Source organism: Pseudomonas fluorescens (assembly GCF_041354075.1).
GTDB lineage: Bacteria > Pseudomonadota > Gammaproteobacteria > Pseudomonadales > Pseudomonadaceae > Aquipseudomonas > Aquipseudomonas fluorescens_CE.
The window spans coordinates 81419-95488 of the sequence record NZ_JARZGC010000017.1 but is presented as its reverse complement, the minus strand read 5'-3'; the positions used below and the strand labels follow the sequence as shown (position 1 = coordinate 95488).

The window sequence follows — 14070 nt, the reverse complement described above, 5'->3', positions numbered from 1 at the left end:
CATGAGTTTCTCGAACAAGGAACAGGGTCACCGCAAAGAGGCGTTACTGCCCAGATCGCGGGATATTGAGGCGCTGGTACGCGCCGAACACCACGACCCATTTGCCATTCTCGGCCCCCACGGCGACGACGCCGGCGGGCAGTACATTCGCGCCTATCTGCCGGACGCCTTGAGCGTTCAGGTGCTGAGCAAGGACTCGGGTGAAGAACTCGGTGCGCTGCAGGCCACCGAGACACCCGGGCTGTTCGTCGGGCATTTCGATCACGCGCAGCCCTACCTTTTGCGCACGCGCTGGGCCGGTGGCGAGCAGGTTGCGGAAGACCCCTACAGCTTCGGTCCGCTGCTGGGCGAGATGGACCTGTACCTGTTTGCCGAAGGCAATCACCGCGACTTGAGCAGTTGCCTGGGCGCGCAGTTGAAAAACGTCGAGGGTGTCGATGGCGTGCGGTTCGCCGTGTGGGCACCGAATGCCAAGCGGGTGTCGGTGGTCGGTGACTTCAACAACTGGGATGGACGCCGCCACCCGATGCGCCTTCGCCATCCGACCGGGGTCTGGGAGCTGTTCATCCCGCGCCTCGGGCCCGGGGAGGCCTACAAGTACGAGATTCTCGGCGCTCATGGCATTTTGCCGCTGAAGGCCGATCCCATGGCGCTGGCCACCACGCTGCCGCCGGACACTGCCTCGAAAGTTGCCGCGCCGCTGAACATCGACTGGCAGGATCAGCAATGGATGCAGGACCGGCTCGAGCGCTCGAAACCGAGCGCGCCGCTGTCGATCTACGAATTGCACGCCGGCTCCTGGCAGTGCGAACTGGACGACCTGGGCGAAGTGGCCCGCCAGTACACCTGGCACGAGCTGGGCGAACGTCTGATTCCGTATGTGAAGGAGCTGGGTTTCACCCACATCGAGCTGATGCCGATCATGGAGCACCCGTTCGGCGGTTCGTGGGGCTATCAACTGCTGTCGCAATTCGCCCCAAGCGCCCGATACGGTTCACCGCAAGATTTCGCCGCGTTCGTCAATGCGTGCCACCTGGCGGACATCGGCGTGATCCTCGACTGGGTGCCGGCGCATTTCCCCACCGACACCCACGGCCTGGCGCAATTCGATGGCACCGCGCTCTATGAGTACGGCAACCCGCAGGAAGGCTTTCATCAGGATTGGGACACGCTGATCTACAACCTTGGCCGGACCGAGGTGCACGGCTACATGCTGGCTTCGGCGCTGCACTGGCTCAAGCATTTCCACGTCGATGGCCTGCGCGTCGATGCCGTGGCGTCGATGCTGTATCGCGATTACTCGCGCAAGGCCGGCGAGTGGGTGCCGAACCGTCACGGCGGGCGGGAAAACCTGGAAGCCATCGACTTCCTGCGTCACCTCAACGACGTGGTCAATCTCGAAGCTCCCGGCGCGCTGGTGATTGCCGAAGAGTCAACGGCGTGGCCCGGTGTCAGCCAGAACACCCAGCAGGGCGGCCTCGGGTTTGACTACAAATGGAACATGGGATGGATGCACGACTCGCTGCATTACATCCAGCAAGACCCGGTCTACCGCGCCCATCACCATAACGAACTGAGCTTTGGCCTGGTGTACGCCTGGTCCGAGCGCTTCATACTGCCGATCTCCCACGACGAAGTGGTGCACGGCAAACACTCGCTGATCGACAAGATGCCCGGCGACCGCTGGCAGAAATTCGCCAACCTGCGGGCCTACCTGAGTTTCATGTGGGCGCATCCTGGCAAGAAGCTGCTGTTCATGGGCTGCGAGTTCGGTCAGTGGCGCGAGTGGAACCACGACCAGCAACTGGATTGGTACCTGCTGCAGTATTCGGAACACAAAGGGGTGCAGAAACTGGTCGGCGACCTCAACCAGCTGTATCGCGAAGAACCGGCGCTGCACGATCAGGACGACGCCCCGCAAGGCTTCCAGTGGCTGATCGGCGATGACGCGATCAACAGCGTCTACGCCTTCCTGCGCTGGAGCAAGGACGGGCGACCGCTGCTGGTGGTGGCCAACTTCACGCCCGTGCCCCGGACGGAATATCGCATTGGCGTACCCTTTGGCGGGCGCTGGAACGAAGTCGTCAACAGTGATTCGGAGAAGTACGCCGGTTCCAATTATGGCAATGGCGGGGCAGTGATGACGCAACCGGAGCCCAGCCATGGGCAGGCGGAGTCGCTGGTGCTGAATTTGCCGCCGTTGGCGGTGTTGATACTGAGGCCGGAAGGCTGACGTCTTGATACCGCGTTGAACTCATCGCGAGCAGGCTCGCTCCCACAGGTCCGCTGTGACCCTTGTGGGAGCGAGCCCGCTCGCGATGGCGTGCTGACAAACGCCGCATCGGCTTGGGTCAGTCCCTCACCATCGCATCCGCACACCCAGACTGCCGATCAGCCCGTTCAGGTCGTTGTCGTCGACGTCGCTGCTGTAGTCGGCGCTGACGTACAGGCTGACAGCCGGGGTCATCCGTGCCACCAATCCCAACCCCACTTCGACCGTCGAGGATTTGCGACTGCTGCTGATCTTGTCGACCTGGTCGAGGGTCACGGTGTTGCCGGTGTAGACGGTGTGCCACAGGTTGGTCCGCACATAGGGTTCGAACCCCAGGCCATTGATGTCGTAGCTGCCTTTCAGTCGGGCGCCGACCCGGCCGCTCCACGAGGTGAGGTCGCTGGATGATGCATTGCCGGAGCCCGCGTAAGGGGTGTCCAGGGTGATGCGCTGATTGATCAACTGTGCCTGCGGCTCAACCACCCAGTTATCGCTCAGGCCGATCGGGAAACCACCTTCCACCGAGAGCGTGACGGCGCTGCCTTCGGTGGCTTGGCGGGCACCTTGCTGATTGCGACTGAAGCCGTTGACGCGGCCGCCGCTGGCGCTCAGGTCGACGTGCCAGCCCTGAGGACCGGTCAGGCTCCAGTAGGCGCCGAGGCTCTGGCCTTGCAGGTTCAAGGTGTCGGTATGAGGATCGGCCAGCGCGCGATGAATCAGTGGGCCGTCTGCGTTGCCCTGGATGTGACTTGTGCCACCGATCAGGCCGACTTGCTGAACATGACCGCTGCCGCTTTGCAGGGTCAGGATCGCCGGGCCTTTGTTCGGGTTCGCGTAGCCAAGCGCACCCGCTGGGGATTCATAATCGGTCTGCGCCTGGCGCGCGGCCTGCCCATAGAGTTGATCCCAGGCTGAGGGCGCGGCGTCCTGGGTGGTCAGGCGTGTACTTCGCATATCCGACGCGGCGCTGAAGCGCCCGGGGTAGCTGGCCGCAAGTGCGGGCAATGTGAGTACAGGGACCTGCTGGTCATACCAGGGGGCTGTCTGTTCCTCGGCAGGTGATGACTGCACTTCCATGGATGAACACAGCAGGAGTGAACTCGACACCGTGCAGAAAGTGACTTTGATCTCTTGTTGGGTGAAAGAAGTTTTCATGGAGGTCTACCTTGCAATCGCATGCTGGATCTCGCTGTGGCGTCTCTCCTACCCCGAATGAGGGGCGACCGAATGGAATGGGGGCAAGCCGCTGGCCGCCCGTTTTAACGGGTGTCTGGTGGGGTGCCCCCTCAGGTACTTCGGGGGTAGTACGTGAAGCTAAGAAGACCTGCGACCCTGCGTCAAGAAAATGGCCGATAAATGGTATGTGAATTTTAGCGATTGCAACTCCATGTTTTTGATCGAGACTCTAAGTTCTTGTTTGTTCAAAAAAACGTCCCGTCAGCCGCAGGCTAGAGGGGTTTGCATAGCAGGCTACCGGCTCACCAACTCACTCTGACTCCCATGTTCGCCTGGGTCCCGCGCAGCTGATTGCTGTCAATATTGCTGGTGTAATCGGTGCTGGCGTACACGCTGACCGCCGATGATAGATTCAGGATCACGCCGAGACCCAGGTCCAGAGATGATGTTTTCTGTTCGGTGGTGATCTCGTCCGTGCCGGCGAAGGTCAGGGTGTCGGTCCCCGAAAAGGTGTGCCACAGGTTGGCACGCAGGTAAGGTTCGACCGAGCGGCCGCTGACCTGGTAACTGCCCTTGAGCCGTGCGCCGACGCGTCCGGTCCAGGCGCTGTCGGAGTCGAATGAAACACGCGACACGCCGTCATCCTGGCTGTCGAGGCTGATTTTCTGATAGATCGCTTGCGCCTGGGGTTCGATCACCCACTTGTCGCTGACGGCAAGTGGGTAACCGACTTCGGCCGACAGGGTCGCGACGTGGCCTTCATTGTCGATCTTCAGGCCGCGATCGGAATGACTGTCGCCGTCGAGTCGGGTGTACATCGCCACGGTGTCGAGGTAGGCGCCCGCGTTGTCGGTCAGGGTCCAATAGACCCCCAGGCTGTCGCCTTCGAGGTCCACCTTGCCGGCCTTTTTGCCTTCGAAGCCGCCATTGAAGCCGTCGACATCACCGCGCAAGCGCGAGTGGCCGACGAACACACCGCTGCGCTGGGTCTGGCCGCCGGCCAGTGTCGAGCCGAACAGATCGGTGCCGACCTGGAAACCGTAGAGCGAGCCATCGACACGGGGCGTGACGGTGCCGGCCCAGGTCTGGTCGAAGTTTTTGCCGTAGACCCGGCCCCAGCCCGCGCTCAGGGCGCCGGTTTGCGTGAGCAGACCTTGATCGCCCTGGCGATCGTGGAAGGTGGAGAGGGCGTTCAGGGCCAATTGTGCGGCGGCCGGTGGCATCACCGACCACACCGGGACTTCCGGCCTGAAGATGGGGATCGGCGCGGCGCCGGGTTGAGCCGCAGGCAATACGGGCACGACCCCGGCAACAGCGGCCACCACCGGTATCGGCACCAGCGGCTCGAGGGTGGGTGGCAGCGTCGGGTCGGCGTTGGCCACTTCCACCAACGGCGGGGCGACCACCGAGGAGCGAAGGTACCAGCTGTTTTCGCTGCCGGCGGTGACGCCGCCCTTGAACAGGTTGTAGTCGTAGGCACCGGCTGACACCGGGGCGGCCAGCGCGAATGCGCCGCTCTCACTGACCGCCGTGCCTTGCGCCTGCACCAACTGGATGCCGTCCTGCAGGGTCAGGGCACCGGCGCCGCCCACGTTGCTGACGGCAATCAGCGTGGTGCCGGTCAATGTGCCGTTGTTGACCACCAGTTTGTCGCTGGGAGAAGCGTCGTCAGCCACCGCACTTTGGAGCAATAACTGGCCGCCATTGCCGGCGTAGTTGCCCTGGACCGTCAGGGTGTCGTTGGTGCGCGTGTTGCCTTGGGTGAGGTCGATCACGCCGCTGTTGTTCAGTGTGGCCAGCAGGCCGGGGGTGAGGGGAGCAATGCTGCCCTGGACGGACGTCAGCAGGCTGCTGCCGTCAACGTTGAACACGCCGGTGCCAATGTTGCTGTCGCCCAGGCGAAAGGTGTCACTGAGCAGGTCGAAGCGCGAAGCGTTGCTCAGGCTGACCGTTTCCCAGTTGTTGTAACGGGTGGCGCCCGAGGCGGTGGTCTGGTCGAAGGTCAATCGGTCGTTGCCGGCACCGCCATCCAAGTTCGGGTTGAGGGCCAGGGTGCTGTCGGTCAGATTGCGCAGGGTCACGCGATCGTTGCCCAGGTCCATCAGCACCGCCGAGCGGATGATCCCGCCACCGTCCCACAGCAGCGTGTCGTCGCCGATACTGGCGCGCACTTCGCCGACGATCTCGCCACCTGTGACGGTGATGTTGTCGTTGCCACCGCTGACGCTGACGTTGCCGCCAATCAGCCCGCCGGAAACGATGATGGTGTCCTGGCCGAACCCGGTCACCAGGTTGCCGAGAATGGTGCCGCCCGACAGGTCGAAAATGTTGTTGTCGAGTTTCATGTCGACCCGGCCGATGGAGCCTCCGGTCATTTTGGCCACGTCGCCGTCCTCGAAGGCGCCGGTGATGGTGCCACCGGTCATCAGGAAGGTATCTCGGCTGTCGCCCTGGGCCAGCGAGCCGATGGTCCCGGCGCTCATGGTGAAGCTGTCGATGCCACTGCCCTGATTGACCGCCGTGGTGATTGTCCCACCGGCGATGTTGACGGTGTTGGTGCCGTCGGCGACATTCAACGATCCGTTGATGACGCCGGAATTCATGATCACGGTGTCCGCACCCGCACCGAAGGTCACGTTACCGTTGATCGAGCCGGTGCCGTTGGCGGGGAAGGTCAGGCTGTTGTTGCCCAGGTTGTCGGTCAGCGGACCACTGGTGCCGCTGTCGCACGTGAAGTTGTCGTTGCCGGCAGTGGGCGTCAATGCACAGGCTGCCCAGGTGGCTTGCGAGCCGCTTGCGCCGAGCAGCAAGGAGAAGGCGCAGGCGCCATATCGGCCCATTGGCCGCAGGGTCAAAAAGGTCATGTTCGTCTCTCCGCATTGATTTGCGCCCGAGCTCTGCACGCCGTTGGAGTGGCAGTGGCTCAAGCGCCCATGGCAGCGCGAATTGACGACAAATACAGCTCCCTGCTGAAAACCCTGGCAAAACTTGCGCTACGTTCCCGTCCGTATCATCGATGGACACAGACAACTGCACCCTAACAACAGACTTGCTGGCCGGCTACTGTCATAAGTAACAGGTCGGGGCATTTATTCGCGACGAGCCAAGCTTTGCAGCCGTGTCACAAATGCACTTCCACCGCCAGCGGCAGGTGATCGGAAAGGTGCGTCCAAGGCTTGTTGCCGAGGATTTGCGGGTCGTGACTGCTGGCATTGCGCAGATAGATCCGGTCCAGGCGCAACAAGGGAAAACGCGCCGGATAGGTCTTGGCCGGGCGGCCATGGTGACGCTCGAAGGCCTCGTGCAGGTAGTCGCGACGCGCCAGCGCGGCGTTGCCCTGCAACTGCCAGTCGTTGAAGTCGCCGGCGATGATCACCGGGGCCTTATCGGGCAGGGATTCGAGCAACTGGCAGAGCAGTTGCAGTTGCAACTGGCGATGGCTTTCCAGCAGGCTGAGGTGTACGCAAATGGCGTGAACCTCGCGATGGCCCGGCACATCCAGGATGCAATGCAGCAACCCGCGCCGTTCGGGACCGGTGATCGACACATCGAGGTTGCGGTATTCGCGGATCGGATATTTGGACAGCAGGGCATTGCCATGGTGGCCGGCGGGGTAGACCGCATTGCGCCCGTAGGCGAAATCGCTCCACATGCTGTCCGCCAGAAATTCGTATTGTGACATCTGCGGCCAGTTGTTGAGGCGTGAAGAATGCCGCTCGTGCTCACCGACGACCTCCTGCAGGAACACCAGATCCGCTGAGGTGCTGCGTACCGCCTCACGCAGTTCCGGGAGGATGAAACGCCGGTTGAACGCGGTGAAACCCTTGTGGGTGTTGACCGTCAGGACTCTGAGCCGGTGAACCACCGGGGGTGTGCTCACAGGCACCGATTCAATGGCCTGCCGCTTGGAATCACTGGTCACATTCACTCCTCTGAATCCGGGTTGCCTATGTATGCGACTGATGCAGCAGCGGGCAGTTCAGTCCGACGTGGGCACTCAGACGAAGACGATCTCATAGGGCAGGCGCATGCGCTCCAGCAGCACCGGCGGCAGTAACGGCGGCAGGCCGACGGCGGGCTCGCCGTCGAGCTGGCTGGCGTAGGCGTGGGTGGCGTGGCTTTTGCGCGCCACGGTCCAGGTGTCGAGGCGCAACTTGCGTGCGCGGTGCCAGGGGAAAAGGCTGCTGTCGCGCGTTGGCCAGTGCCAGGCCCATACCGGCACTTCGTTGAAGGCGGCGCCTGTCAGGGCTGCGGCGTTGGCACTGGCCCGGCCGACCGCGTCATGGTCGAAGTTGCCGTCCTCGCGCCAGGTGCTGAACACCACGTCGCCGGGGCGCAGGTAGCGGGCGATGAACTCGCTCAACTGAGGTTCGCGTTCGGCCAGTGCGTTATCCGTGAACCCGCCACGAATCCATTTCAGGCTATGCATGGGCAGTCCGAGGCGGCGCAAGGCCTCCACGCTTTCCTGGGGGCGAAACACACTCAGACGTTTTTCCGACCATTGCTGCGAGCCCGGATGACTGGCACTGCCATCGGTGATCGAGATCAGTTGTAGCGGATGGCCCAGGCCGCTAAGCAGTTGCAGCAGGCCGCCGCAGGTCACCACTTCGTCGCCGGGATGCGGGGCGATCACCACGGCGCGGGCGCCGGGCGGGACCAGTGTCTGGGTGTTGATGACCGGAACATTGTCCAGTTGAGGTGCAGAGTTCCAGATTTGCGCTGACAGGCTACTGTCGATGAGGGATACAGGTTTCATCAGGCTACGTCCTTGTTCTGGTTGATAGCAATGTGCCGCGCTCCATACCCTGGATTGCAGCGTGCAAGAGTATTGCTCAAGTCACGCTATTCGTCGCGTGCTTGTTCGTTCCAGTCAGTGTTTTATCCGCGCTGCGCCAGGCTGCAGAGGTAGTCGCCAAAGCCACCCCGGGCCCGGCTGTCCAGGCGTGCGCTGGTGAGTACCTGGGGCCGCTGGCTCCAGGCGATGGTCGCGCCGCAACGCTCCAACTGACGCACCAGTTGCACGTCTTCATCGCACGCCAGGGGCTCGAAGCCGCCGGCGCGCCGGTAGGCCTCGGCGCTGATGCCCAGGTTGGCCCCGTGTATATGCCGGTGGCCGTCGCGCTGCTGATAATGCTGGTGGTAGCGAATCTGCGCCGGTTCGCCAAACGACTCGTCCCACGCTTCGACGGTCACCGTGCCGCATACCGCGTCTACCTCGAGCGCCAGTTGCGCCACCAGCCAGTCATGGGCCACCCGACTGTCGGCGTCAGAGCAGGAAATCCAGCGAACCCCGCGTTCCAGCAGCATACGCGCCCCTGCTGCGCGGGCCTGGCCGACATTGCGCGCCTCGATTTCCAGGCGATGCACCGGATACCGGGCGGCAATGGCCGAAGAGCGATCGGTGCAACTGTCGAGCACCACCAGCACTTCGACTGCCTCACCGCCCAGCGACTCGTGTTGCGCGGCGCGCAGGGCGGCTTGCAGGCAGTCGTCAAGCAAGGCTTCCTCGTTGTGCGCGGGGATCAGGATGCCAATCATCGCAAACCCTCCAGCGCCGCCACGGAGCGGGGTTCGCGACTCCAGAGTTCGAGGATGAAATCGGCTTCCTGATGCAGAGCCAGACGCGCCAGGCCCAGGTGCTCGTGCAGCAGGTCGTGCACTTGCCGGGCGTTCAGCGGACAACCCTCGATCGGCGGGCGCCAGTGGCACGCCAGTAACTGTCCATCGGCGGTCAGCGATTGGCTGGCGAGCTGGATCAAGCGCTCGAGGTCTTCGGCATCCAGGTAGTAACCGATTTCGCTGAGCACGATCAGGTCGAACTGTTCGTTTGGCCAATCGCCGGGCAAGCGACTGTGGCGCACTTCAGCATGCTCGAACAGGCTCAGGCGCGTACGGGCCAAGGTCACGGCGGCGGTAGCCGTGTCGCAACAGAGCAGGCGATCGCAGCGGCTGGCCAGTTCGGCACTCAATTCACCGTTGGCGCAGCCCGGCTCGAACACCGAGCGGTAGTGCGCACGAGGCAGGGCGGCGAGGGTGATCGCGCGCTTGCGCTGTTCGTACCAGCGCTGGCGAAACGCCCAGGGGTCGTCGCTGCCAGCGAACAACCCGTCGAAATAGCGATCCTCGACACTCATAGAAACACCACCTCGAACGGTTGCAGCAGGCGATCGATGACGTAGGGCGCCAACACCGGGGGCAAGCCGATCTGCGGATCGCCCTCCAACTGACTGGCAAAAGCGTGAATCGCATGACGTTTGCGTGCCACCAGCGCCGGCGCCAGAAGGATCTTGCGCGCTCGCTGCCAGGGCACCAGGCGGTCTTCGGGCGTTGCCCAGTGCCAGGTCCACACTGGCAGCTCGTGCACGGTGGCGCCAACCCGTCGCGCGGCGGCGAACGTGGCGCGCCCGACCGCTTCGTGATCGCAGTGCCCGTCCTCACGCCAGGTGGTGAAGACCACGTCCCCAGGGCGCAGGTGGCGTTCGATGAAGTCAACCAGCTCGGGTTCTCGCGCGGCCACCTGACTGTCGGTGAAACCGCCACGCAGCCATTTCAGCTGATGCACAGGCAAGCCGAGGCGGCGCAGCGCTTCGGCCGACTCCTGTGGGCGGACCACGCCCAGGCGCGTCACCGGCCAGCGCCGCGAGCCGGGGTGACTGGCGCTGCCATCGGTGACCGAAATCAGTTGCAGCGCCCGGTCGGCGGCGGCGAGCAGTTGCAGCAAGCCACCGCAGCCGAGCACTTCGTCGTCCGGGTGCGGCGCCACGATCACCGCGCGGGAGCTCGCCGGCACCAGATCGAGGATGTCGATCACCGGCACCTGCGCCAGATGGCGAGAGGTCTGCCACAGGTGCAAGGGGGTGCCCTGGCCGACGATGGGATTGGTTTTCATAGCGCCCAGGTGTCCGGAAGAATATGCAGGCCCAGGGCCGCGAGGTCGCGTTCGGCGTGGCTCTGGCGGAGGAATACCGGCAGGTCGGCGCTCAGGCGAGCGAATTGCGGGTCCTTGCAATAGGGACCGGCGCCAAGGGCGTGGCCCACATGGCGCAGGGCCTGCTCCGCAGCGTCCTCGACCACGGCGCGAACCCGCCGCGCCAGGCGTTCGGCATCGTTCAGCGGAGCGGCGTCGATGGCAATGGCACTGCAACGCAACACCGTCGCAGCCCCGTGCAGGGCACTGTCGACCGCACCCAGGTGGGCGAGGGCATGCGGCTCTTCACGTTGCGAGCAGTGCCGGCGCAAGCGTTCGGCGAGGCTCTGCGCCGCGCCGTACCAGCACGCGGCGATACCGACGCCGCCTTGCCAGAATCCGGGACGTTGCAGGTAGTCGCCGGGGTTGCCGACGGCCAAGCCTTCGGCGCCGTCAAACAGCACGTCGATGCTGCCGGTGGCCGCCATGCCCACCGCCTGCCAGCCTTGATCGCTGAGCGTGACCCCCGGTTGATCGAGTGCGACGGCAACCAGTTGCTGGCGATCCTGTTCGTCCCACGCAGTCAGCAGTGCATGGCTCAGGACCGCCGCGGCGGAGCACCAGGTCTTGCGCCCGTGCAAGGTCACCCGATCGCCCTGGCCGGCGATCCGCAGCCTGGCGTCCGGGGGCTCCGCTGCCCACATGCCCCAGGTGCTGGCGGCTGCGGGCGTTGCGCCCAGTTGCGCCATGATCGCCAGTGCGTCGGTATGGCCTTCGTACAGCTTGCACAATCCCAGATCATGCCCGCCGACGGCCGCCAGGCTCTGGAAGCGATCCAATGTGCGTCCGCTGCCTGGCAGCGGCAACTGGTCGAGACCTGCCTCGACCAACTGCCGCAAGCCCCGGCCTAATGCCGCCGTGTCCGGATAGTCCGGCACCTGCTGCTGAAGAAACCGCTGCAGCTCCATTTTACTCCTCTTCCTCATGCTGCAATTCGAACAGCAGCAGTGAGCGTCCGGTCACCGAATACTCGTGGCCGAACTCGAAGCGTTCCTGGCCACGGATCGAGGGTTGATTGGTGTCGACCATGCAGGTCCAGAAACCACCGTCCGGTACCTGCGGCAAGACGAAGTTGACGACGTCGTGGTGGGCGTTGACCACCAGCAGCAGCGTCGCATCAGCGCCCTTGCGGCGGATTCCGGTTTCCTGGGCGCGCCCGTCAAGCAGCATGCCGAGGCATTTGCCATGGGCGTCCTGCCATTGCTCGATGCTCATCTCCTCGCCATTGGGCGCCAGCCAGGTGACATCCTTGACGCCGATGTCCTCGTTGTAGCTGCCGACCAGGAAGCGCCCACGACGCAGGATCGGATAGGCCAGGCGCAACTTGATCAGGCGTTTGACAAACTTGAGCAGACCCTTGCCGTCTTCGCTCAGGTCCCAGTTGACCCAGCCGATCTCACTGTCCTGGCAATAGGCGTTGTTGTTGCCGTCCTGAGTGCGGGCAAACTCGTCGCCCGCCACCAGCATCGGCGTGCCCTGGGACAGCAGCAAGGTGGCGAAGAAGTTGCGCATCTGACGGAAGCGCAGTTCGTTGATCTCGGGGTCGTCGGTCGGCCCTTCGACGCCGTGGTTCCACGACAGGTTGTTGTTGCTGCCGTCCTGGTTGTTCTCGTCGTTGGCTTCGTTGTGCTTGTCGTTGTACGACACCAGGTCGTTGAGGGTAAAGCCGTCGTGAGCGGTGATGAAGTTCACCGACGAGTACGGACGGCGGCCGCGCTGGTTGAACATTTCGCCAGAGGCGGTCATGCGGCTGGCAAAATCGGCCAACTGGCCCTCATCGCCTTTCCAGAAGGCGCGAACGGTGTCGCGGAACTTGTCGTTCCACTCGACCCAGCCGGGAGGGAAACCACCGACCTGATAGCCGCCGGGGCCGCAATCCCAAGGTTCGGCGATCATTTTCACCTGGCGCAGCACGGGGTCCTGACGGCAGGCGACCAGGAAGCTGTGGCGCTCGTCGAAGCCGTCATGGTAACGCCCGAGGATGGTCGCTAGGTCGAAGCGGAAACCATCGACGTGCATTTCCGTGGCCCAGTAACGCAGAGAGTCGGTGACCATTTGCAGCACGCAGGGGTGGCTCAGGTCGAGGGTGTTGCCGGTCCCGGAATCGTTGATGTAGAAGCGCTTGTCGTCGGGCATCAGGCGGTAGTACGAGGCATTGTCGATGCCGCGCATGGACAGGGTCGGCCCTTGCTCGTTGCCTTCGGCTGTGTGGTTGTAGACCACGTCGAGGATCACTTCGAGGTTGGCTTCGTGCAGGTGCGCGACCATTTCCTTGAACTCGGCGATCTTGCCGCTGGCCAGGTAACGCGGGTCAGGGGCGAAGAACGCGATGCTGTTGTAGCCCCAGTAGTTGGTCATGCCCTTGTGCAGCAGGTGCTGGTCGTTGACGAAGGCGTGGATCGGCAGCAACTCGACGGACGACACGCCCAGCTTGCGGATGTGTTCCAGCACGTCATCGACCATCAACCCGGCGAAGGTGCCGCGCAGATTTTCCGGCACCGCCGGGTGACGCATGCTGATGCCGCGCACGTGGGTTTCGTAAATGATCGTCTTGTCCCACGGCACACTGACGCGGTGATCGTGGCCCCAGGTGTGCGCCGGGTCGATGACCTTGCATTTGGGCACGAACGGCGCGCTGTCGCGTTCGTCGAAGCTGAGGTCGGCGTCCGGATGGCCGATGGTGTAGCCGAACAGCGCTTCGGACCATTTCAGCTCACCGACCAGTTGTTTGGCGTAGGGGTCGATCAACAGTTTGTTGTGGTTGAAACGATGGCCGTTGGCCGGGTCGTAGGGGCCATACACTCGGTAGCCGTAAATCAGCCCCGGATGGGCGTCGGGCAGGTAGCCGTGGTAGATCTCGTCGGTGTATTCCGGCAACTCGATGCGCTCAAGCTCGACTTTGCCCGTGTCATCGAAAATGCACAGTTCAACCTTGGTGGCGTTGGCGGAGAACAACGCGAAGTTGACCCCCAGGCCATCCCAAGTGGCGCCCAGCGGGAAGGGCAGGCCTTCGCGGATTCTCGAAGGCTCGGCGAGCGGTTCTGGCGCGGATTTTTTTGCACTGCTCATAGAGGCTCCTGCAAGGGCATATCAATCAAGTACCCGACCCTTCTTCTGTAGGAGCGAGCATGCTCGCGATGGTCTTGAAAACGCTGCGGGTCATCAGGCTTCCCGCGTTATCGTTGACGTCCATCGCGAGCATGCTCGCTCCTACAACAGCCGGCCAGGTTTGGAAAATCGGTTTTATCAGGACGAGCGTGCCCACGGTGGCGAGCAGGCTCGCCACGTTTGCTTCGGGACGATGTCGGTAAACGTCAGATCGCGGGCGGTTTACGCGCAGCGCGAGGTTTCTTGTCGGCCGGTTTTTCGCCAGGTGGGACCACCTTGGCCGCAGCACCCGGTTTGGCCTTGGCCGCCGCTGTGGCCTTGGCTTTGGGCTCACCCGACTTGCCGTTGGCTGCTTTGCTGGCGGCAGGCTTGGCGGCGGGCGTCTTGCTGCCGGCAGCCTTGGGCGATTTTTTCGGAGCCAGGGCTTCAGCTTCGGCCAGTTTGCGTGCCATTTCCCAGTGCCGGGCTTCATGGCCTTCGGGTTTCCCTTCCGACTCCCAGATCTGGTAGGCAAACTCGCGAATGCGTTTATCGTCAGTACTCATCG

Annotated in this window: 12 protein-coding genes; 1 reads left to right on the top strand and 11 read right to left on the bottom strand. The window is 63.4% G+C overall.

Translation table 11 applies throughout. The annotated features are described in order from the left end of the window. The first annotated feature begins 1 nt into the window (after position 1). A complete protein-coding gene (glgB, locus tag QIW53_RS20070; protein ID WP_371051372.1) occupies positions 2 to 2233 on the top strand; it encodes a 1,4-alpha-glucan branching protein GlgB in 2232 nt (743 codons plus the stop codon). 126 nt (positions 2234 to 2359) lie between these two features. On the opposite strand, the gene QIW53_RS20065 is transcribed toward glgB, so the two are convergent. The 11 genes from QIW53_RS20065 to QIW53_RS20015 form a co-directional block, all read right to left on the bottom strand. Beyond that, positions 2360 to 3427, bottom strand: a complete 1068-nt coding sequence (locus QIW53_RS20065; RefSeq protein WP_371051371.1) for an autotransporter domain-containing protein — start codon at positions 3425 to 3427, stop codon at positions 2360 to 2362. Between the two features lie 323 nt (positions 3428 to 3750). Beyond that, complete coding sequence (locus QIW53_RS20060; RefSeq protein WP_371051370.1) at positions 3751 to 6312, bottom strand: autotransporter family protein; 2562 nt, start codon at positions 6310 to 6312, stop codon at positions 3751 to 3753. A 257-nt stretch (positions 6313 to 6569) separates the two neighbouring features. Further along, on the bottom strand, positions 6570 to 7370 hold the full coding sequence (locus QIW53_RS20055; RefSeq protein ID WP_371051369.1) for an endonuclease/exonuclease/phosphatase family protein: 801 nt from the start codon (positions 7368 to 7370) through the stop codon (positions 6570 to 6572). Positions 7371 to 7445: 75 nt separating this feature from the next. Beyond that, positions 7446 to 8204, bottom strand: coding sequence for a PIG-L deacetylase family protein (locus tag QIW53_RS20050; RefSeq protein WP_371051368.1), 759 nt, complete (start codon positions 8202 to 8204; stop codon positions 7446 to 7448). A 122-nt stretch (positions 8205 to 8326) separates the two neighbouring features. Continuing rightward, positions 8327 to 8986, bottom strand: coding sequence for a glycosyltransferase (locus QIW53_RS20045; protein ID WP_371051367.1), 660 nt, complete (start codon positions 8984 to 8986; stop codon positions 8327 to 8329). Continuing rightward, positions 8983 to 9582 carry an SAM-dependent methyltransferase gene (locus tag QIW53_RS20040; protein WP_371051366.1) on the bottom strand — a complete coding sequence of 200 codons (600 nt, stop codon included), beginning with the start codon at positions 9580 to 9582 and terminating at the stop codon, positions 8983 to 8985. The genes QIW53_RS20045 and QIW53_RS20040 overlap by 4 nt, the downstream gene beginning before the upstream one ends. Further along, a complete protein-coding gene (locus QIW53_RS20035) occupies positions 9579 to 10337 on the bottom strand; it encodes a PIG-L deacetylase family protein (protein WP_371051365.1) in 759 nt (252 codons plus the stop codon). The genes QIW53_RS20040 and QIW53_RS20035 overlap by 4 nt, the downstream gene beginning before the upstream one ends. Then, a complete protein-coding gene (locus QIW53_RS20030; protein ID WP_371051364.1) occupies positions 10334 to 11323 on the bottom strand; it encodes an acyl-CoA dehydrogenase in 990 nt (329 codons plus the stop codon). The genes QIW53_RS20035 and QIW53_RS20030 overlap by 4 nt, the downstream gene beginning before the upstream one ends. Before the next feature lies 1 nt (position 11324). Then, the gene (gene glgX / locus QIW53_RS20025; protein ID WP_371051363.1) at positions 11325 to 13484 is read right to left on the bottom strand and encodes a glycogen debranching protein GlgX; all 2160 of its coding nucleotides are present in this window, start codon (positions 13482 to 13484) and stop codon (positions 11325 to 11327) included. 25 nt (positions 13485 to 13509) lie between these two features. Further along, entirely contained in the window at positions 13510 to 13701 is a 192-nt protein-coding gene (locus QIW53_RS20020; RefSeq protein WP_371051362.1) for a hypothetical protein, read from the bottom strand. 28 nt (positions 13702 to 13729) lie between these two features. Then, positions 13730 to 14068, bottom strand: a complete 339-nt coding sequence (locus tag QIW53_RS20015) for a DUF2934 domain-containing protein (protein WP_371051361.1) — start codon at positions 14066 to 14068, stop codon at positions 13730 to 13732. Between the last annotated feature and the right edge of the window lie 2 nt (positions 14069 to 14070).